Here is a 21,659-nt window from a genome sequence, read left to right on the forward strand (position 1 = left end):
CGGCTTAGCCTGCGAGTTTCGCGGGCAGAGCGGCGATGTACTCCTCCAAAATATCTATCTGTTGTGGTGTCATGTGCAGGCCGGCCTTGGTTCTCCGCCAGAGCACATCGTGGGCGGTGACGGCCCATTCATTGTCGATGAGGTAGCGGACCTCGGCCTCGTAGAGGTCGGATCCGAACAGCCGGCCGAGATCGTCGACCTTTGCGGCATTGCCGAGAAGCGTTGCAGCCTTCGTGCCGTAGCGGCGAATGAGACGTCGGGCATGAGCATCGGCCAGGAACGGATAGCGGCTCTTGAGCTTGACGACCTCGCCCTCATAGCCCTGCACCGGAAAATCCCCGCCCGGCAGATGGCTGCCCGCTGTCCACGGCCTGCCCTTGACGCCGATCGCCTCGCCGATCTTCTCCAGCGCATGTTCCGACAGGCGCCGGTAGGTGGTGAGCTTGCCGCCGAAGACATTGAGAAGCGGCGCCTCGCCCGCCTTGCCCTCGACCTTCAGCACGTAGTCACGCGTGGCCTCCTGCGCCTTCGAGGCGCCGTCGTCGAAGAGCGGACGTACCGCCGAATAGGTCCAGACGATATCCTCCGGTCTGACCGGCTCCTTGAAATATTCCGAGGCCGCATTGCAGAGATAGACGGTCTCCTCCTCGGAGATCTTCACATCCTTCGGATCGGCGGTGTAGTCGCGGTCGGTGGTGCCGATCAGGGTAAAATCGGTCTCATAGGGAATGGCGAAGATGATGCGGTTGTCGGGGTTCTGGAAGAAATAGGCGCGTGGCCCCTCGAACTTCTTCTTCACGATGATGTGGCTGCCCTGGACGAGGCGCACATGGCGGGCCTCGTTATGGCCGAAGGCGGAGCGGATGACATGGTCGACCCAGGGACCGGCGGCATTGATCAGCATGCGGGCCTGATGGCGCTCGCTCTTGCCGGTGAGACTGTTGATCGTCTCGATCTGCCAGACGTTGCTGCCCTGCGCATCCTTTTCCTGATGGGCCGAGACGACCTTGGTGCGCGGCATGATCGTGGCGCCCTTGTCGGCGGCATCGCGGGCATTGAGCACCACCATGCGGGCATCGTCGACCCAGCCGTCGGAATATTCGAAAGCCTTCGTAAACAGCGCCTTCAGCGGCTTTGCCGCCGCATCGCTGCGCATGTTCAAGACCGCAGTCGGCGGCAACAGCTTGCGCCCGCCAAGATGGTCATAGAGGAAGAGGCCAAGCCGGATCATCCAGGCCGGCCTGATCCCGCCCTTGTGATAGGGCAGCACGAAGCGCAAAGGCCAGATGATATGCGGGGCCATGGCCCACAGGATCTCGCGCTCCATCAGCGATTCCCGCACCAGGCGGAACTCGTAATGCTCAAGGTAGCGCAATCCGCCATGGATGAGCTTGGTGGCACCCGACGAGGTGCCGGAGGCGAAATCGTTCATCTCCGCAAGCGCCACCGTATAACCACGACCCACGGCATCGCGCGCTATCCCGCAGCCGTTGATCCCGCCACCAATGACGAAAATATCGTGGATTCGGCCCATATTCCCCCCGTTCGAGCCAAGACAGCGCAACAGTTCCCCCAACCGTTGCGAAAGTGAGGGTGATTAAATCGAAAATTTTCCGAATGTCAAACGAATGTTATTGGCCGTAAAAATCAGCGGTTAGCTTTCGCTGCTTCGATCAACACGACACCGCTCTGCTGACAGATATTGCGGATGGAGGGCGAATCGCATTGGTCGGTAATGAAAGTATGGACCTGCGAAATCTGGCCGATCCGGACAGGCGCAGTGCGCTCGAACTTGGTTGAATCCGCAACCAGGATAACGTGTCGCGCATTGGCGATGATAGCCTGCGCCACCTTCACCTCACGGAAATCGTAGTCGAGAAGCGCGCCATCCGGATCGATCGCCGATGCTCCGATCACGGCATAATCGACCTTGAACTGGCGGATGAAGTCGACCGCCGCCTCGCCGACGATGCCGCCGTCGGACTGGCGCACCACGCCGCCGGCGATCACCACCTCGATATTGTCGATCAGTCGCAATCTATTGGCAACATTGATATTATTTGTGATCACCATCAATTCGTGATGATCCGAGAGCGCTTCTCCGACAGCTTCCGTCGTCGTGCCGATATTGATGAAAAGCGAACTGTTGTTGGGAATGAGATCAGCGGCAGCCACACCGATCGCCTGTTTCTCCATCGCGGCGATCTGGCGCCGCGCATCGTAGCGGACATTTTCCGTCCCGCGCGGAAAGGTTGCGCCTCCGTGAATGCGGGTCAGGAGCTGTGCATCGCAGAGATCGTTCAGATCCTTGCGGATCGTCTGCGGTGTCACGGCAAACTGCGCCGCCAGATCATCGACCAGCACCCTGCCCGATGACCTCGCAAGTGCGATGATCCTCTCCTGGCGATCCGACAGAAACATGCGCCCTCCCTTCGTTTCGCTTTCATCTTTAGCGAAACTTCGCCTCAAGGCAAAGCGATCGATACTGGCGCGGTCCTCCGGATCAATCCCATCGTTCACTGCTTTCGAACATGAACGAGTGCTGAAATCCCTTTGGATATTGCAAAGCCCGCCCCGCCTCTGCCTTGTTGCGCGCTTAACGTATTATGCGATTCGCTATCCGCGACGGGGCGGGGCATGCACGAGGGACAAAAGGAGAGTTCGATGACAGACGCCAAGAGCGGCATTACGGGACTACGGCCGCAGATCACGGTGATTGGCGTCGGCGGAGGCGGCGGAAACGCGATCAACAACATGATCGCCGAAAAACTGGCGGGCGTCGATTTCATCGCCGCAAATACCGATGCCCAGGTGCTGGCGACCTCCAAGGCGACGCGCCGCATCCAGCTCGGCGCGCATGTCACCGAAGGTCTCGGCGCCGGCTCCCTGCCGGAAGTGGGCCGCGCGGCTGCCGAAGAATCGCTCGACGAGATCATGGACCACCTGAGCGGCTCGCATATGTGCTTCGTCACGGCCGGCATGGGCGGCGGCACCGGCACGGGTGCGGCACCGGTCATTGCGCATGCGGCCCGTGCAGCCGGCATCCTGACGGTCGGCGTCGTCACCAAGCCCTTCACCTTCGAGGGCAATCGCCGCATGAAGATGGCCGAAGCCGGCATCGAGGCGCTGCGCCAGGCAGCCGACACCGTCATCGTCATTCCCAACCAGAACCTCTTCCGCATCGCGGACGCCAAGACCACCTTCGCCGATGCCTTCATGACCGCGGACCGCGTGCTTTATGCCGGCGTGGGCTGCATCACCGATCTCATCGTCAAGGAAGGCCTGATCAATCTCGACTTCGCTGATGTGAAGTCCGTCATGCGCGGCATGGGCCGGGCCATGATGGGCACGGGCGAGGCTGAGGGCGAAGCACGGGCGATGAAGGCGGCGGAAGCTGCAATCGCCAACCCACTGCTCGACGATATCTCGATGAAGGGCGCCAAGGGTGTGCTGATCTCGATATCAGGCGGTTCCGACATGACCCTCTTCGAGGTCGACGAGGCCGCAAGCCGCATTCGCGATGAAGTCCAGGACGACGCCGAAATCGTCGTCGGCGCAATCTTCGACCGCGGCCTCGACGGCAAGTTCCGCGTCTCCGTCGTTGCGACCGGGCTCGAAGGCGCCGGCCCCGTCGCAGCCGTGCCGAACTTGGCCGCAGGGCAGGTCTCGAACCGCACGCTGCAGTAGATCGATAAGATCGCCTGACCGCCACGCAGATCCTCGCAGCGGTGACGAACAACTGAGAGAGATGGGATTGACCGCCACCGGTACGATCCTGGCTCTCTCAGCACCAACGTGATGAAGTTCTAAGCGCCGTTAGCGCAGAATCATGTCGGACGCCTTCTCGGCAATCATGATCACCGGGGAGTTGGTGTTACCGGAGACGATCGTCGGCATGACCGAAGCGTCGACAATGCGCAAAGCGCCCACGCCATGCACTCTCAACTGTTCGTCGACAACAGCCATGCTGTCACGCCCCATCTTGCAGGTTCCAACCGGGTGGAAGATCGTGGTGGCAATGTCTCCCGCGCGGCTGATCAATTCATCATCGCTTTGAAATTTCTTGCCAGGAAGCATCTCCTGCGGCCGGAACTTCGAGATCGCACTCGTCTGCATGAGACTGCGGGCATGGCGGATGGATTTTGCAGCAAGAATGCGATCTTTGCTGGTCGAGAGGTAGTTGGGCTTGATCTCGGGAGCTGCGGACGCATCCGACCCGGCAATGTGGACCGTCCCCCGGCTCTCCGGTCTCAGGTTGCAGACCGATACAGTGACCGCGGGATAGCGGTGCAGCGGTTCGCCGAGCCTGTCGGTGCTGAGCGGCTGCACATGATATTCGAGATCGGCGGTCGCGACTGCCGGGTCGCTCCTTGCGAAAATACCGAGCTGACTTGGCGCCATCGAGAGCGGGCCGGAGCGGCGTAGCGCATATTGCAAGCCCATGCCCGCACGGGCGAAAAGATTGTGGTAGAGCTGGTTCAACGTCTTTGCCCCCTCGATCCGGAAAACCGTCCGGATCTGAAGGTGGTCCTGCAGGTTCTCGCCGACGCCGTGAAGCGCGTGAGCCACGTCGATATTGACGGCGGACAACAAATCCGGGCGGCCAATCCCGGAAAGTTCCAGGATTTTCGGCGAGTTGATGGCACCGGCCGAAAGGATGACTTCACGACCGGCATGCGCGACATGGATCTGCCCGTTCAAACGGAAGCGGACTCCGGTTACACGACGTCCGCCGAGCACCAGCCGCTCCGTTTCCGCTCCGGTCAGCACACGAAGGTTGGGGCGCCGCATTGCGGGGCGCAGAAAGGCCTTGGTGGTATTCCAGCGAACGCCGCCGCGCTGATTGACCTCGAAATAGCCCGATCCCTCGTTGTCACCGCCGTTAAAATCATCGGTCTTGGGAATGCCGAGCTCTTCGGCTGCGTCGCGAAAGGCATCCAGGATCGGCCAGGAAAGTCGCTGCCGTTCCACGCGCCATTCGCCGCCTGCCCCGTGCATGGCAGAATTGCCGCGGTAGTTATCCTCGGATTTGAGGAAATAGGGAAGCACGTCATCCCATCCCCAACCTTCGTTTCCTGCCTGCCGCCAGCCATCATAGTCGGCCGCCTGCCCCCGCATGTAGATCATGCCATTGATCGACGAGCAGCCGCCAAGCACCTTGCCGCGCGGATAAGGAAGCGACCGACCGTTCAACCCAGCCTCGGCGGCGGTGCGCATCATCCAGTCGGTGCGCGGATTTCCCATGCAGAAGAGATATCCGATCGGCACATGCACCCAGTGATAACGATCGCTGCCGCCGGCCTCGAGCAAGAGGACACGGTTGGCCGGATTTGCCGACAGCCGATTGGCAAGAACGCATCCGGCCGAGCCTGCCCCCACGATGATGAAGTCGTAAGAGCCCGCGTCGGCAACCGCTTCCGTTGAAATCCCGCTCACGCCGCTGCTCCTGCAACTTCGGTTTTCGCCGACACGAGCCGCCGCCAGATCGGAGCCATTGCCTCGGCGATATCGCGATAGAGGCCATAACGGCGCGCGTAGTGGCCTTCCAGCCGTCTATCCGGGATGTAATTGCGCTCCATGCGAACCATCGAGGCCGCGCCGGCCTCGAACGACGGAAAGACGCCGGCGCCGGTTCCCGCCGCAATCGCGGCCCCGAGCGCGCCCGTCTCTCGCGAGCGGGCGATCGAAACCGGCACGCCCAGAACATCGGCGAATATCTGCGGCCAGACCAGGCTTCGCGAGCCTCCACCGGAAAGGACGGCTTCGTCGAATGTTGCCCCGGCACTGCGCATGGTCTCGACGTGTTGACGATGGCCGAAAGCGACGCCTTCAAGGACCGCTCGCACCAGATGGCCCCTCGTGTGCCAGCCGGCAACGCCATAGAAGCCGGCGCGGGCATTGCCATCCTGCTGCGCGCCATACAGGAACGGATGATAGAGCGGATCGTCGGCGCCGGGCGCGACGGCAGCGGCGAGCGCCGCGCAATGATCGAAAGGCGAGCGCCCGTCGGGCGAGGCGTCGGGGAAAAACTCCCGCACCAGCCATTCGAGGTTTGCAGCCGACGTGGCGCTGGACTCGATCGCCATGTATCGCTCCCGGTCGAATGTGGACGACATGAAGACAGGCCCGGCCAGTTGCGGCGCATCGATGATCACCTGATTGATGCTCCAGGTCCCGGCGATGATCGAGGCAGCACCCGTCCGGGTCACGCCGGATCCGATCGCCGAAGCGACGACATCGAACAGGCCGCCGACCACAGGTGTACCGACGGCAAGACCCGTCTGCGCGGCCGCCGCGGCCGTGACATGACCTGCGATATCCGAGCTCTCAAGCAATCGTGGCAGCATCGCCAGGCAATCGCCGAGGCCGTAGGCCTCCATCAAGTCGTCGCTGTAGCGGCGGTTGGCAACGTCAAGCAGGCCGCAACCTGTCATGTCGGATACCTCGCTGACACGGGCATCCGTCAGGCGATTGACGATAAAGTCCTTGCAGAGGAATACCGTGCCGATCCTGCCGAAGATCTCCGGCCGGTGGCGTTTCAGCCAGGCAAGCAGCGTCGGCGTCTGCGATGGCCAAGGGCGCTGTCGACCGATCGGATAGGTGCGATCGCCGATGCCCTGTATCTGCCATTCCTCGACCAGGGCCGCAGCGCGCGTGTCGAGCGACTGGATGCCGAGCAATGGTTCACCCTCGCGATCAAGCGCGTAGAGACCGTTACCATGTCCTGCGCAGCCGATCGCGATAATCTCCTCGGGCCGGATGCGGGCCTGCTCGATGCAGCTGCTGATGACCTGACGTGCATTCGTCCACAATTCGTCCAGGCCACGCTCGACATGGCCGGGGCATGGCATGCGGCTGTGCCCCTCGGCTGACGCGGCAGCGACCTCGTTGCCCTGCCGGTCAAAGATCACCGCCTTGATCACGGTGTTGCCGGCATCGAGCCCCAACAGATAATTTCCCATGCAGAACTCCTCCCCAGGTTCAGCAACTATTTTCAATCGCGCTCGTAGAGCGCAAAGGCTTCCTCGCCAGTAGCGTCGCCATGCACGATGGCCATCAGCCCGCGCACGACCGCCCCTGGATTGGCGTGCTGATAGATGTTGCGCCCATAGACCATGCCGACCGCCCCCTGCCGCATCAAGGCCGCAGACTTGTCGAACACGGACCGAAGATCCTCCTTGCCGCCGCCGCGCACCAGAACCGGGCAACGCGCTGCCTCCACGACCCTGTGGAAATCTTCCGCAATGGTTGTCGGATCGGCCTTGACGATATCGGCGCCCATTTCGCGCGCAAGCCGTGTCAGGGTGACGATCTTGTCGGCATCGCCATCGACCATGTATCCGCCCTTTTCCGAGACCGGCTGCATGACCAGAGGTTCGATCATCAGCGGCATTCCGTACTTGTCGCAATCGGCGCGGACACGTGCGATGTTCTGCACGCATTGGCGAAAGAGATCCGGCTCGTCAGGCAGCATGAAGAGATTGACGACGACGCAGGCTGCGTCCATCTCGAGCGCACCAATCAGCGGCTCGGCCTCGTTCTGCAGCACCGCCCACATGTCGCGGTGTCGAATCCTGTTATAGGGGTTACCCATGTCGATCCGCATTACCAGCGCCGGCTTGTTCTTGCCGGCGACATTCTGGAGCAGATCGGCCTGGCCATAGTTCATCTGGATGGCGTCTGGGCCAGCGGCCGTCAGCGCCTCAACGACCGATTTCATGTCCTCAAGGCCACTAAGGAACGACGGCTCGTTGCAGACGCCGTGATCGATCGCGACGTCGAGGCAGCGACCATGACCGAAGAGCCGGTTCATCCGGACTTTCATGTTGTTTCGCATTTTTTGCTCCTTTGTTCGTTCCGTGCGGATAGGGTGAGTTCGTCGACGCCGTGGCGGTCGCGCAAAAGGGTGAGGAAGCGGCTTCGCTCCGCAGCCCGCAGAGCTGGCGTCCACGCCTTCTCCGCTGCCAGAAGATCGAGGACGGCATCCGTCATTTCGAGCGATAGCGTGCCGGTTATCGCAAGCGTCGTGCGCCGGAGCAGAACGTCATCGAGATGCTCGACGGCTTCGTTCCTGATGAGGAAGAGTATTTCGCGCTCCGAATAGGCCGCCTGCGGCAGGGGTGCATCAGGCGCAGCCACGATGAAGGCCGCGATCGCTTCGGCTTCCGTACCGTAGCGGGAGAAGAGTTCTCCCATGCGATCGCCGGAAATGCCTTTTTCCCTGGCTGTCCTGGCAATCCATTCCGCGCGATCCGGTGGGAATCGTCTGCCACCGCCAATTGGCCGCTCAGCCGTTGTTACGCGACGTGTCTTGCCGAGACGTTCCAGAGCGAGATCGGCCGCAAGCTCGCCGAACGAGCGAAAGGTCGTCCATTTGCCGCCGATCATGCAGAGCACCGCTGGTCCACTGCCGGAATTTTCCACGACGGTACAGAAATGGTCGCGCGGGATGCGACCGGTGAAGCTGTCCTTGCTCGTCGGCAGCGGGCGCACGCCCGAGAACTGAAAACTGATTTCCTCCGCCCGGATCTTGATGCCAGGCAGCACGAAGCCAAGCGATTGCAGGATATAGTCTCGCTCGTCGGCTTCGCAGCGCACGGTTTCGGGATCATCGACGCGAATATCGGTCGAGCCGACCAGCACCTTGCCGAGATAGGGAAACAGGATGCAGATCCTTCCATCCTCGTTCTCGTAGTAGATCATGTGACCCGCCAGGGCGTCGTAGAGTTCGGCGTTGTCGATGATGAGGTGAGATCCCTTGGTGCCACCCATCAGGGTTGCAGGGCGTGCATCCGGTGAGAAAAGAGTGTCGTTGGTAATGTCGATCCATCCGCCAGTTGCGTTGATGATGAGTGTGGGGTCGACCTCCGCGGAGCGGCCGCTGACAAGGTCGCGAACGACAAACTGCCCGGGACCCGCTGCACGAACGTCGGCGTAGTTCAGCGCTCCTGCGCCAGCGCCGGAAAGAAGGGCGTCATCGAGCAACTCGATGCCCAAACGTTCGGGGTGACTGATCCACGCATCGTAGTAGGTCGCAGAACTTCTGATTTCCGGGTTGAGCGCCGGCCACTTCGCAAGCGTTGTGCGTCGGCCGCGAAACTGGTGACGCGGCATCATTGCCCGTTTGCGCGTGAGGAAATCATAGATGCTGAGCCCCATCTTGATCGCGACCGCGCCGCGACGGCTGGGGCGACGGGTCAGCCCCAGGAAGCGGACGATGCCGTTGCCCAACCCCGAAAAGGCATCGAAGACAGGCACCGTCGTCGGCAAGGGGGCAACATAGTGCGGAGCGTTTCGCAACAACCGGTCGCGCTCGACAAGCGATTCCTGCACCAGCTTGAACTCGCCGTTCTCAAGATAGCGAAGTCCGCCATGCACCATCCGTGACAGCGCCGCACTCGCTCCGGAGCAATAGTCATGCTTCTCGACGAGAAGGACGTTGAGCCCCTGCAGCGCCAGCTCCCGGAAGACGCTGATGCCGTTGATACCGCCGCCGATGACGCACACGTCCACCTTCGGGCTCCGTCGAAGCCCGTCCAATATCTCTTCGCGATTCATGATGCGATCCGTTACCTGTCCATAGCCGTCAGTTTCGTCGCAATGGCCGCATCGATGGCCGAGTGATCGTCCGGGTCAAGGCGGATCGTGCCAGCCCGTGCATTGTCGAGCGCCTGCGCAGGGTTGCGTGCGCCGCAAAGGGCGAATGTCACGCCGGGCTGCGCAAGCGTCCAGGCGATGACGATTTGTGCAACGCTTGCTCCGTGCTTCCCGGCGACCGGCCCGATGGCTGCGGCGAAGGCCATCGCCTTCTCGCGATTGGAAATGGAAAAGCGCGGATTGTCTCGTCGCTGATCGTCACCGGAAAAGGCCCGATCCGGCCCGACGGCCCCGGACAAGAGGCCAAGTGCAAGCGAAGAATAGCTCAGCGTCGAAATGCCGTTCGGCCGCGTAAGCGGCAAGAGATCGGCCTCGATTTCCCGGTCTACCATGCTGAAGCGCTCCTGGATGGCATCCAGGTCGCCGACGGAAATATAGGTTTCGAGCTCGGCAGCACTGACGTTGCTGGCACCGATCGCACGGATCTTGCCCGCGGCCTTCAGCTCTTCCAGCGCCCGCACCGTCTCCTCGATGGGGGTCGTCGGATCCTGCCAGTGGGTGATGTAGAGATCGATATGATCGGTGCGAAGGCGCCGCAGGCTCTCCTCAACCTCATAAAGGATTGCGTCGCGGCCGAGGTAGCGGTGGACCGGCTTGCGATCCTGATCGAAGAAATGTTTGCCCTTGTCCGTATGCCACACGAGCCCGCACTTGGTCGCGATGACGGCCTTGTCGCGGCGGCCTTTCAACGCCTTGCCGACGATCTCCTCGGATCGGCCAAGTCCGTAGGCGGGTGCCGTGTCGATCAGCGTCACGCCGGCATCGAGCGAAGCCTGGATTGCTGCGATCGATTCCGCCTCGTCCGTACCTCCCCACATCCAGCCGCCGATCGCCCAGGTTCCAAGCCCGACCGCGGAGGCGACCACGCCCGACCTGCCGATTTCACGCATCAACTGTTGCCCGCTCATGCGTGCTGTCCTTTGCCTGCGGCCAACGCGAGAATGCGTGCGCCGGTTGCCTCGTCGGTAACGAGCGTATCGAGATGATGACCCCGCATGACGCTCAAGATCGGCCCTGCCTTGTTTGGTCCGCTGGCCACGCCAATCTTCATCGGGATCGACGCGAATTCGGGAAGGGTCAGCGATACCAATGAACGATTGAGGCTGTAGTCACACACGCTGCCATGATCATCGAGCAGATGCGCGAGCAGCTCGCATGAGGCGCGGGAGCGCTCGATCGCAGCCCGGTCGGTGCTGGAGGACGGATGCAGGTCGTAATAGCTTGAATCATCCGACAAGATCGAACCGATGCCGACGACGGCGACCTTGGCCTCACGCGCCCGTTTGAAGACATCGGCAACCGAGCGCATGTTCATCAGCATCCCCCGTTCGGCGGCGCTGTCGGCAAAGAGGGGGGCATGGATCTGGAACGAGCGGCCTCCAAGCCGGTCGGCCATCATCGTCGAGACGTGGTTCACATCGGTGTAGTGCTTGCCCTGGACGCATCCCGTTGCCGGTATAACCTCGACGTCGAAGCGCCGCGGCGGCTGCAGGCCGGCAACGACGGCGCTGACGCCCTTGCCGCCGGTGATGCAGATGGTGTCGCCATCGGTGATCTCCTCGATGAGCAGCCGCGCCGCCGCCTCGCCAACGGCCTGCAATGCCGTTTGCGGATTGTCGGACACGGTCGGCACGACAATCGCCCGGCTGATTCCGCCAAGCGCCAGAAGCTGTTCTTCCATATCGACCAGCGGCTCGACCGGCGATTTGATCTTGATTTCCACGAGGCCGAGCTGGCGACCGCGCTTGATCAGCCGGTTGACGGTGGCGTGAGAGATGCCGAGCTGATCGGCGATCTGCGCCTGCGTCAAACCTTCCAGGAAATGCAGGACGAGAGCTTGGTGCATCTGGCGTGCGATGACGATTTCTTCGCGTGGCGCGGAGACGATCTTGGGTTTGGCAATCGGCATGTCAGGCAGCCTTCCGCTTGTGCAAGAAATGATCGATGGAAACGGCAGCCAGGAGAATGCAGCCTTTTATCATATCCTGCCAGTAGACCGAGACATTCAGGAGGATCAGCGAACTGCTGACCACCGACAGAAGCGCGATACCGAGGATGGCGCCAAGGATGGTGCCGGAACCGCCGCTGAGCGAGGCGCCGCCGATCACGGCAGCGGCAATGATGTTGAGTTCCATGCCCACGCCGAAGGTCGGGGTCGCCGCGCCGAAGCGCGACATGTAGATGACACCGGCAACGCCCGACAAAGTGCTGCAGAGGACGGTCACCCAAAATTTCACCTGGTTCGTCCTGATCCCCGAATAAAGCGCCGCCTTCTCGTTGCTGCCGGTGTAGAAGACCTTGCGGAACGCTGTCGCCCTGCGCAGCAGGAAATCAAAAATCGCCACGATCGCGACGAAGATCAGAATGACGTAGGGAATGCCGTGGAACGTGCCCTGCCCGACCGCCTTGAATGACGGCGGCAACGTAAACAGCGAGAGCGGCGTTCCCTTGGTGATGATCAGGCAGACGCCCCGCACGATGACCATTGCGGCAAGCGACGTGATGAAATGGTTGAGCCCGATCACCGTCACAAAGAAGCCCATGGCACAACCAATCAAGGCGCTGGCGAGAATACCCACCAGAGACGCGCTCCATGGGTCCATCCCCATCAGGAACAGCGAGCCGGACAAGACCATCGAGAAGCAGACAACCGAGCCGACCGAAAGATCGATGCCGCCGACGATCAGAAGGATCGTCATGCCGACGACCACGATGCCCTCCACCGAGAACGACATCAGCATCGCACGGAAATTGCCCATCGTCAGGAAATGTGGGGAGGCAAAGCTCATGAGGACGCAGAGCGCGAGAATAATCGCAATCAATCCCGCTTCGCGCATCGTTCCCAGCCTCTTCCAGGAAGAGACGCGTTGTCTTGTCGCCGCCAATGCGTGATCTGTCATTGCCTGGTCTCCCGTCCCAGTTTTATCGTCAGACGGCATGCTCTGATGCCTTCGATATGTTGTGTTGACTTGCGCCGATGCCGGATGCGAGCCGCATGACGGCCTGTTCGGTCATCGCCTCGCCCTTGACTTCTCCGGCAACCCTGCCTTCGCGGATGACGATCGCCCGATCGCAGAGACCGAGAAGCTCCGGCAGCTCGGATGTGATGACGACAATGCCGACCCCGGACCGCGCAAGCTCGCGCAGCAAACGGTGAATTTCAGATTTTGCGCCGACGTCGATACCGCGCGTCGGCTCGTCCATCAGGATCACTTTCGGATCGACCGCCAACTGCTTTGCAATGGCTACTTTCTGCTGGTTGCCCCCGGAGAGCGATGAGACGGGCATGTCGATACCGCCCATCCGAATACCAAGACGGCGCGCCAGATCCTGTGCCCGCTCGGCCTCTGCCCTCGTGTTCAAGAGTCCCAACGGTCCCGTCAGCGACTTGAGATCGAGGGCTGCGATGTTCTGGGCGATCGACAGATCGAGAAAGACACCTGAGCCTTTGCGATCCTCGGACAGATAGACAACGCCCGCTTTCACCGCCTCAGCATAGGACGAGACGCTAAGCACGTCGCCCCAAAGTCGAACGTCGCCTTGCCTGGTCGGGCGAAGGCCGCAGATACCCTCTGCGATCTCGGTTCGGCCGGAGCCGATGAGGCCGCCGATCCCGAGAATTTCTCCCTTGCGCAATTCAAAGCTGACATTTTCAAAGCGCGTCCCGTCGCCGAGATTGCGGACGGAAAGAATGGTTTGCTCGCTTTGCTCCGCCACCGGTTGCTTTTCGGGGTAGAGCTGCGTGATCTCACGCCCAACCATGCGGCGCACGACTTCGTCGGGCGTCAGGTCGCAGATCCGTTCGGTGGAGACATAGCGTCCATCGCGAAAAACCGTGACCCGATCGCAGAGGCTGAAGATCTCTGCCATGCGATGGCTGATATAAATGATCGAAATGCCGTGAGCCTTCAGATCGTTGATGATGCCGAACAGGACCTGCGCCTCCGCCTCCGTCAGAGCCGCGGTGGGCTCGTCGAGGATGAGGACACGGCAGTCGAGCGTCAGCGCCTTGGCGATCTCGACCAGCTGCTGGCTGGAAATCGGCAGATCGCCAACCTTCTGGCGAACGTCGATCGGAGCAAGGCGGTTCATTACCGCCTGAGCGTCGCGTTCCAGCCTGGCGAAATTCATCAAGGGCGACCGCCGGCGGTTCGTCGCCACCATGAACATGTTTTCGGCAACAGTGGCATCCGGACACAGCGCGATTTCCTGGTGTACCAGTCCGATGCCCAGCGACTGGGCAACGGCGGGAGAGGCGATTTTCACGGGCGCGCCATCAACGACAATTTCTCCCTCATTCGGCTGCAGCACACCCGCAATGATGTTCATCAACGTCGATTTGCCTGCGCCGTTTTCGCCGCAGAGGGCATGAACCTCCCCCTTTTCAAGGTGGAAGCTCACATCCGTCAGCGCCTTGATCGTGCCAAAACGCTTGGTGACGTTGCGTATTTCCAGGGCCGGCGTCTGCGCCATGATAGCTCTCCCTCTCCCCGCTTTGCGGCCGCTGTCGGCTCCTGACCCGACAGCGGCCAGCAAGGCCTACTCCTCGATGCCTTTCGTACCCCGGCGCTGGAGGTACTTGTCCCAGTAGAAGTCGTCGGCATTTGCGGCCGTCACGATCGAGAGACCGTTATCGACGACGGGGATGCTCATCGGGTTGAAACCCGAACGCTTGGCGTCGTTCATCGGATCGATCAGTTCCGGATGCTTGGCAAGCCACAGCAGCATGAAGCCCTGCATGCCCTGGTTGGGATTGATCGAGCCGAAGACTTCCCCGGCCTTGATCATGTCGAGGATGTTGGCATTGACGTCGGCGCACATGACGAGGATCTTGCCGCCGCTTTCCTTGTTTGCCTGGGCCGCGCCGATCGCCGAGTTCGCCTCCGGCATGAACACTGCATTGAGGTTCGGGTGAGCCTGCACCAGGCTCATCAGACCCTGATAGGCCTTGTTCGGATCCTGGTTCGATGCCGCCCGGCCAACGAGCTTCATGTCCGGGTACTTCTCTTCCATTCGCGCGATGAAGGCCGCGATGCGCTTGTCGTGGTTGTCCTGACCCGGATTTTCCAGAACCGCATATTCGCCCTTGCCCCCGAGCTTCTTGGCAATTGCGTCGGCGGCATAAATGCCCTCGCGGGTATTGTCGGATGTGATGAAGGAAATGCGCTTCGACAGCGGTGAATCCGCCGCAAAGGTGACAACGGCCGTACCCTGATCGATCGCGCGATTGATCGGCTCGATGAAAGGGTCCGAGTTCATCGGGTGAACGAGGATGCCGGCCGGGTTCTGGGCAAGAGCCTGGTCGAACGTTGCGATCTGCTTGTTGACGTCATATTCCGGGGTGCCGGTATAAGCCGTCTCGCAGCCGAGCTGCTGTCCGGCCTGCTTGAACATTTCATAGACCGGGAACCAATATTCAACGCCCGACACCATGACGTTCATGACGTATTTTTCGCCGGGTTTGCAGCGAAACGGGTTTTCGGTTTCGGCCGCTGATGCAGCCGTGCTCAGTGTCGCGGCAGCCAGAACGGCCATCGCTGTTGTGCCTAGAAAATTGCGCAAAGTTCCTCCTCGAGGCCGAAGCCCCTCCCAAATGCCGATGGCGCAATCAGCGCCTTGTTCGTGAAACCGGATTTCCTCCTCGAACGCCGGTAAAGCGAGATAACTCTGGCGCCAAAAGAATGTCAATATAATTCATCACGTGAAATATATTTCACATCAAGGGCACGACGCAGACGCCGTGGTCCACCACGATGGCCTGTAAAGCAGCGATCAGCCGATTTGGAATCCTGACTGTCGACCCGGCCTAGCCAGCGTTGCCGATCACTTCGTCGGCAGCCCGCAGTCCGCTCTCCCATGCCCCGTGCGCGGTCGAGAAATCGGATTGATGCGTCGCTTCGCCGGCAAAGAACAGCCGGTCGGCGACGGGCTTCGCCAGGATGGCTCGCGCACCCGCATGGCCCGGCAGCGCATGGCTGTAGGAGCCTCGAACCCAATCCGTGTGGCACCAGGACGAAGCTGTCAGGGGCCGCAGATGGCGGCGGATGTTGTTTCCGAGCAATGATGACAGCTGCTCGAGCGCAAAGGTAAAGGCGTCGAGCAAGCCAGCCTGTTCGATGACGACGGCGCCCTTGCCGCCGAAGAAGCCTTCGACGACGGGGCGGCCGAGCGGCCGGATATAATAGCTGCCGGTCTGGTCGTTTCGGGCATCGCCAAGCAGATGGGTTTCCGGTTCGAGACCGTGATTGCCATGGAGTTCCATGAAGAGCTTGTCGGCAAGGCCGAGCGGCAATTGTGCTGCGGCATGCAGATGCTCATCGGCCTCAGGGTCGAAGACGATAATGCCGCGGGCAAGTACGTTGGTCGAAACCGTGACGATCACAGCATTGGCACTGACCGGACCGCGATCGGTTTCAAGTCGGACACCCCCACTCGTCAGCGCAACATGGCGCACCGGTGTCGACAGACGCAGCGTCACATCGGGAACGGCAGCGGCGATAAGGCTTCCATAGCCTTCGTGCACCCGCCAATTAGCATCGGTTGCGGCATTGTCATAAGCAAGGAAATCGGCAACAGACAGCCGCTCGAGCGGCGCCCCGTTCAGATAACCTGACAGCGACTGACAATAGGCGTTCCATTCGCCGCCGGGTTCCAGCGCGTCCGATGCCCTGTCGCTTGCCGGCGGATTGGCCCGCAGCTGCTCTTCAAGCGCGCCCCAGGCGGCAGCGGCGGCCTTGCGTTCCTCCGGAGGGAAACCGAGATCGCGCCACTGGTTCTGCCAGGCCGTCGGCCCCCGCTCGATCGTGAAGCCGGCCTCACTGCCGATCGCGACAAGCGGATTGCGCTCGGCCGAATGCAGCCAACCGCAGCCCATATCGAGCGACATGCCGGAAAGTTCGACGGTCCAGGCACGACCGCCGACACGGTTGCTGGCTTCGAGAACGACGACCGAACGGCCGGCACCGGCGAGCTTTCGCGCCGCTGCAATGCCCGCCGCGCCGGCACCGATAACAGCCACATCGTAGTCCATCGTCACGGCTTGCCTCGCCTTTTGTCATCACCTTGATAGGCTTCAGCTTTACATGGGAGCCGCACCCGCTTCAATGCGACGGAAAGCCTGCTACTATGCCGACATGACCTTCTTCGAAACCCTCGTCGCCCTTCTCGCTGTCGCCATCCTGCTCCTGCAGATCACCCGGCGCATGCATCTGCCCTATCCGGGTATTCTGGCTGCTGCCGGCGTGGGCGTGGCGATGCTGCCCGGCGCGCCTGTCATCCCGATCGATCCGCCGACGGCGCTTGCCCTGTTCATCGCGCCCGTCCTCGTCGATTCCGCCTATGACTTCCCGATGGGGGCTGCGCGGCGCATGCTGCTGCCGCTGATCTTCTATGCCGTCATCGCCGTGCTGGTGACAACAGGCGTGGTGGTGTCGATCAGCATGCTGACCGTTGGCTTGCCGATCGCGGTGGCGGTCACACTTGGCGCCATCGTTGCACCGCCTGATGCTGCTGCGGCGACCGCCGTGCTTTCCAATCTGCCGGTGGACCGCCGCGTGGATGCTCTGCTGAAGGGCGAAAGCCTCTTCAACGATGCAACGGCGCTATTGTTGTTCGGAGCCGCACTCACGGTCCAGGCGCGCGGCGGGCTCGATGGCGCGACTGCCCTCCAGATCGGCTTTGCAGCACCCGGCGGCATTTTGCTCGGCATCGCCTTCGGCTTTTTCGTCTCGCGGCTCCGGCCGATCACCGAAAACACGGTCGGTGGCACCCTGCTGCAATTCGTCTATGCCTTTTCGACCTGGCTGATCGCCGAGCATCTGCATCTCTCGGCCGTACTGGCAACGGTTGCGAGCGCCATGACGATCGCCACACTGTCGACGGTCGACGATTCCCCGCGCATGCGGGTGCATTCCTTCGCCGTCTGGACGACGGTCGTCTTCCTGCTGAACGTCGTCGCCTTCCTGCTCATGGGGCTGCAGGCGCGCAGCATCGTCGAATCCATGTCGGCCGAGGCGCTCGAGCGGGCGCTCGGCTTTGCCGGAATCGTCGTGGTCGGCGTCATCCTGGCGCGCCTGGCGATGGCCTTCCTGCTGCATGCGTTCGTCACCTTGCGTCACCGGCGCGGCGGTGTTCTGGCGCCTTTCAGGCACGGGGAGACCTTCCTGGTCGGCTGGTCGGGCATGCGCGGCCTCGTCACGCTTGCCACCGCCTTCGCGCTGCCCGCCGATTTTCCGGACCGCGATCTCGTGGTGCTGACAGCCTTTGCGGTGGTGCTGGCAACGCTCGTCATCCAGGGAGCGACGCTCGCACCGATGATCCATTTCCTGAAACTCGGGCGGCAACGCCAAGTCCATGACGAACTGGAAGCAGCAAGGCGCTCGCTCGCCGAGGCGGCATTCCAGCGGCTTGAAAAGGAAGGCGGCGTCGAGGCCGAGGCGATCAGGACGGTCTGCAAGGACCACTGGACGGTGCCCTCGGACCTTGACGGAGCCTCGCCGCTCGAGCGGCGCCGCAAACTGACAATCGCCGCCGTGATCGCCCAGCGCCAGCGTCTGGAGGAACTGCGCGACAAGGACAGGATCGGCGCGACGCAATATCTCGAACTGCAGGAAGATCTCGACTGGAAGCAGCTCTCGGTCGGCTCCGACGAGGATCGGCGCATTACCGAGAGCTAGGTCACCTGAAACGGGCTAGGCGCCTTCAGCGGATGCTGAACGGGAAATATTTCGCGTTGATCGTATCGTAGGTATCGTTGGCCTGGATCTCCTCGAGCGCTGCATTGAGCCTGTCCAGCAGCGGTTTGTCGGTCGGACGCACGGCGATACCGGCTCCGTCGCCGAAATATTCGGTATTCTTGATATCGTCGCCCTTGAATTCGCAGCAGCTGCCAGCCTTGGTGTTTGCGAGCCAGTCATAGACCGCGAGCTTGTCTTCCAGGATGATATCGACCTTGTCGTCAGCAAGACCCTTGTAGAGATCCGGCGATGCCTGGAATACGGTCGTGGCGATACCGCCGTAGAACTTCTTGGCGTAGGACTCCTGGGAGGTCGCTGCCGTCACCCCGAGCCGTAGCTTCTTCAGATCTTCGGGTGACGTGCCGGCAATGTCGAACTTCTTGCGCGCGATGAAGACCGTCGGGCTGTCATAATATTTCTGCGTGAAGGCGACCTTTTCTCGCCGCTCCGCGCTCATCGACATCGACGAAATGATTGCGTCATACTTGTTGTCGAGCAGGTTCGGGATCATCGCAGTCCATTCCTGGATGACGAATTCGCACTTCAATTTCGCGGCCTCGCAGAGGGCCTTGGCGATATCCACGTCGAAGCCCTGAAGCTGGTTATTGGAATCGACATAGTTGAACGGCGGAAACGCGCCCTCGACAGCTATGCGGATGCTGTCGCTTTCGGCAGCCCGGACGGCCGCGGGCATAAAAATGCCGACCGAAACAACGGTCGCACAAACAAATGCAAAGAACTTCGAACGGTAGAGAGATCCCAATCGCAACATATCAATCACCTTGACGTAGAGCCCGATCGCCAAGCTTGCATCGGCAAGCGTTGCGCAATGAGCAGCCAATCACAAAACGATTAAAAAGCTCATCATTTTGGGCCATTAATTTTGATGCTGCTTGAAAAGCTTTTTGTAAACAATCGAGGTCAGTATTGGCGCGCTCGGGAGAAGACTGCGTGCCTGCTGATCCGTCTTTAAGATTATTCACTCATAGAAAGGCCTGGACATCGTCCGGGTCGATACTGGTGCTGCTTGCGATCAGCGGCCTGGCAATTCTTGGGCTGGTGTTCCTGGCTGCCATCTGGGCCGGGAGGGAAAGCGACGCCGCCGCTCTCGATCGGCAGCGCCAGCTCGTCAACAGCCGGCTTCTGGATCAGGTCCAGCGGGTATCGCAGGACATCCAGCTGATGGGCGCCGGTTACGCCTCGCTGCTGGTGTCGGATTCGGCAACGACCGGCGGCAAGAGCGGCGCGACATCGGCCGGGGCGTTCGGGAAGATCGCGACGACGGTATTCGGCTACAATGCAGCATTCCTGGTGACCCCGGCAGGCGAGCTCGCCCTGCAGTCCGATACCGAAACGAAACGTCGCTTTAAATGGGTGCGGCCGCTGCTTCAGCCCATGATCCAGGATCTTGAAGCAAGGCAACACGGTGCGCCGCAGGGACCGAGTTCGGATCCGGAACCCAGCCGGGTGGAGCTGATGCGTCTCGAGGGCCGGCCTTCGGTCGCCGGCGTCGTTTCGGTCACGGGCTCTTCGAAAGTGGATCCGCAGCAAGCAAATGATGCCAACAGGCTCTACCTCGTGGCGTTCCGCTTCCTCGACGGCGCCACGCTCGATACGCTGAGCCGGGAACAGGGGCTGGCAGGCGCGCGCTATGCCCGCACTGCGGATCAGGAGCAGAATGAGGTCGCCTTCGAAATCGAGGCGACGACGACGGGCGAACCGATCGGCTTCATCATCTGGAGGCCGGACCTGCCGGGCACACGCGTCATCGGCCGGCTCGTTCCCGTGCTTTCCGTTGCCGGTCTCGTCATCGCTGGCCTGTTCTTCGCCTTGATGGGCCGGTTGCGCGGCAGCCTCAGGGAACTCAGCGCCAGCGAACTTCATGCCCGGCATCTTTCGCTGCATGACGTGCTGACGGGCCTGCCGAACCGGGCGCTCTTTGCGGCCCGTTTTGAGCAATGCCTCGCGGCCATGAAATCACCTGGCGAGCATGCCGTCCTTGCCCTTGTCGATCTCGACAAATTCAAGGAGGTGAACGACATCCACGGGCATGCTGCCGGAGACGAGCTGCTGCGCGGCGCCGTCGACAGGATGAATGCCCTGATCGAAACGGGCGACACGCTTGCAAGGCTCGGCGGCGATGAATTCGCCCTGCTTCTTCCCCATGTCAGGGAGGGTGACGACAGCTACATCCTGCTTTGCAACACCATCATCGAGGCGCTGAGCAGGCCGTTCCAGCTGCGCGGCGGCGACGTTGTCGTCCGCATCGGATGCTCGATCGGCACCGCAGCCTTTCATGATGCGGCTGAGGCGACCAGCGAGATATTGCGGCGTGCGGACGTCGCCCTTTATGAAGCCAAGACCAGCGGGCGCGGGCGCCTGATCGAATATGAACCCTCCCTGGATCATCGGGTCGAGGCACGGGAAAATCTCAAGAACGATCTTCGCCTGGTGCTGGAGGGTCCGACGCACCTCTCCGACAGCGCAGAAATTGTACGTCCGAGTGATCCCGGCCATCTCGAGGTCTTCTTCCAGGGTGTGCATCGTGCCGACGCGCATGGAAGACTTTCGGGGGCGGAAGCGCTCGTGCGGTGGCGCCATCCCACCCTTGGACTGTTGTCGCCGGACAAGTTCATCCCGATCGCCGAGGAAGCCGGCATGATCGACCAGCTTGGCGGCTGGGTGCTGAGGAACGCCGCGAAGGCAGCGGCAAGCTGGCCAGCCGATATGTCGGTCGCCGTCAACGTCTCCCCCTCGCAGATCCGGCATCGCGACTTCGACCGCTACGTGCTGTCGATCCTTTCGGAAACGGGCCTGTCACCATCGCGCCTCGAACTGGAACTGACGGAAGCCGCCCTCTTCAACATCGACGAGGGCGCGCAAGGCACACTCGGCAGGCTTCGATCCCAGGGGATCCGAATTGCGCTCGACGATTTCGGCACCGGCTTCTCGTCGCTCAGCCACCTCATCCAGTTCAATATCGACCGGATCAAGATCGACCGGTCCTTCGTACGGTTGCTGGGAACGCAGGCCGAGGGCGCCGCCATCGTTTCGGCGATCCTGGGCCTCAGCCGCACGCTTGGAAAAGCGACGACGGCGGAAGGTGTCGAGACCGAAGGGCAGCGGGATTTTCTCGTCGCTGCAGGCTGCAACGACCTGCAGGGCTTCCTGTTCTCCCGTCCTGTGCCGCTGGCTGACTTCGTGTCGTCATTGCCATCCACCGAAGCTATGCGGCCACCGTCGGCTGCCACACCCTGAGCGGCTGAT

The 21,659-nt window shown here is 61.5% G+C and carries 16 protein-coding genes; 3 read left to right on the top strand and 13 right to left on the bottom strand.

Annotation, left to right across the window (positions count from 1 at the left end):
• Positions 1-4 precede the first annotated feature (4 nt).
• Entirely contained in the window at positions 5-1,534 is a 1,530-nt protein-coding gene (gene glpD / locus LVY75_09325) for a glycerol-3-phosphate dehydrogenase (GenBank protein ID XAZ20311.1), read from the bottom strand.
• A 113-nt stretch (positions 1,535-1,647) separates the two neighbouring features.
• On the bottom strand, positions 1,648-2,421 hold the full coding sequence (locus LVY75_09330) for a DeoR/GlpR family DNA-binding transcription regulator (GenBank protein XAZ20312.1): 774 nt from the start codon (positions 2,419-2,421) through the stop codon (positions 1,648-1,650).
• A gap of 243 nt (positions 2,422-2,664) precedes the next feature.
• Between LVY75_09330 and ftsZ the strand changes: the two genes are divergently transcribed.
• Positions 2,665-3,687 carry a cell division protein FtsZ gene (ftsZ, locus tag LVY75_09335; protein ID XAZ20313.1) on the top strand — a complete coding sequence of 341 codons (1,023 nt, stop codon included), beginning with the start codon at positions 2,665-2,667 and terminating at the stop codon, positions 3,685-3,687.
• 129 nt (positions 3,688-3,816) lie between these two features.
• Here the strand turns inward: ftsZ and LVY75_09340 are convergent, their stop codons facing one another.
• The 10 genes from LVY75_09340 to LVY75_09385 form a co-directional block, all read right to left on the bottom strand.
• Complete coding sequence (locus LVY75_09340; protein XAZ20314.1) at positions 3,817-5,436, bottom strand: GMC family oxidoreductase; 1,620 nt, start codon at positions 5,434-5,436, stop codon at positions 3,817-3,819.
• Positions 5,433-6,962: a carbohydrate kinase gene (locus tag LVY75_09345; GenBank protein XAZ20315.1), complete on the bottom strand. Its 1,530-nt coding sequence runs from the start codon at positions 6,960-6,962 to the stop codon at positions 5,433-5,435. Before LVY75_09345 ends, LVY75_09340 begins: the two co-directional genes overlap by 4 nt.
• 32 nt (positions 6,963-6,994) lie before the next feature.
• Positions 6,995-7,813 carry a class I fructose-bisphosphate aldolase gene (locus tag LVY75_09350; protein ID XAZ21374.1) on the bottom strand — a complete coding sequence of 273 codons (819 nt, stop codon included), beginning with the start codon at positions 7,811-7,813 and terminating at the stop codon, positions 6,995-6,997.
• 8 nt (positions 7,814-7,821) lie between these two features.
• Positions 7,822-9,558: a glycerol-3-phosphate dehydrogenase/oxidase gene (locus LVY75_09355; protein ID XAZ20316.1), complete on the bottom strand. Its 1,737-nt coding sequence runs from the start codon at positions 9,556-9,558 to the stop codon at positions 7,822-7,824.
• Between the two features lie 11 nt (positions 9,559-9,569).
• Positions 9,570-10,565, bottom strand: a complete 996-nt coding sequence (locus LVY75_09360; GenBank protein ID XAZ20317.1) for an aldo/keto reductase — start codon at positions 10,563-10,565, stop codon at positions 9,570-9,572.
• Complete coding sequence (locus LVY75_09365; protein ID XAZ20318.1) at positions 10,562-11,566, bottom strand: sugar-binding transcriptional regulator; 1,005 nt, start codon at positions 11,564-11,566, stop codon at positions 10,562-10,564. Before LVY75_09365 ends, LVY75_09360 begins: the two co-directional genes overlap by 4 nt.
• 1 nt (position 11,567) lies before the next feature.
• Positions 11,568-12,557, bottom strand: a complete 990-nt coding sequence (locus tag LVY75_09370; GenBank protein ID XAZ20319.1) for an ABC transporter permease — start codon at positions 12,555-12,557, stop codon at positions 11,568-11,570.
• Positions 12,558-12,585: 28 nt separating this feature from the next.
• A complete protein-coding gene (locus LVY75_09375) occupies positions 12,586-14,130 on the bottom strand; it encodes a sugar ABC transporter ATP-binding protein (protein XAZ20320.1) in 1,545 nt (514 codons plus the stop codon).
• 66 nt (positions 14,131-14,196) lie between these two features.
• Positions 14,197-15,219 (bottom strand): substrate-binding domain-containing protein, encoded by a 1,023-nt coding sequence (locus tag LVY75_09380; GenBank protein XAZ20321.1) that lies wholly within the window; start codon positions 15,217-15,219, stop codon positions 14,197-14,199.
• A 244-nt stretch (positions 15,220-15,463) separates the two neighbouring features.
• On the bottom strand, positions 15,464-16,687 hold the full coding sequence (locus LVY75_09385) for an FAD-dependent oxidoreductase (protein XAZ21375.1): 1,224 nt from the start codon (positions 16,685-16,687) through the stop codon (positions 15,464-15,466).
• A gap of 103 nt (positions 16,688-16,790) precedes the next feature.
• Here LVY75_09385 and LVY75_09390 point away from each other — a divergent pair, with 103 nt between their 5' ends.
• Positions 16,791-18,332 (top strand): cation:proton antiporter, encoded by a 1,542-nt coding sequence (locus LVY75_09390; protein ID XAZ21376.1) that lies wholly within the window; start codon positions 16,791-16,793, stop codon positions 18,330-18,332.
• A gap of 25 nt (positions 18,333-18,357) precedes the next feature.
• On the opposite strand, the gene LVY75_09395 is transcribed toward LVY75_09390, so the two are convergent.
• Positions 18,358-19,086, bottom strand: a complete 729-nt coding sequence (locus tag LVY75_09395; protein XAZ20322.1) for a transporter substrate-binding domain-containing protein — start codon at positions 19,084-19,086, stop codon at positions 18,358-18,360.
• 326 nt (positions 19,087-19,412) lie between these two features.
• Here LVY75_09395 and LVY75_09400 point away from each other — a divergent pair, with 326 nt between their 5' ends.
• Positions 19,413-21,650 (top strand): EAL domain-containing protein, encoded by a 2,238-nt coding sequence (locus tag LVY75_09400; protein XAZ20323.1) that lies wholly within the window; start codon positions 19,413-19,415, stop codon positions 21,648-21,650.
• Positions 21,651-21,659 lie beyond the last annotated feature (9 nt).

The organism is Sinorhizobium sp. B11, from assembly GCA_039725955.1.
GTDB lineage: Bacteria > Pseudomonadota > Alphaproteobacteria > Rhizobiales > Rhizobiaceae > Rhizobium.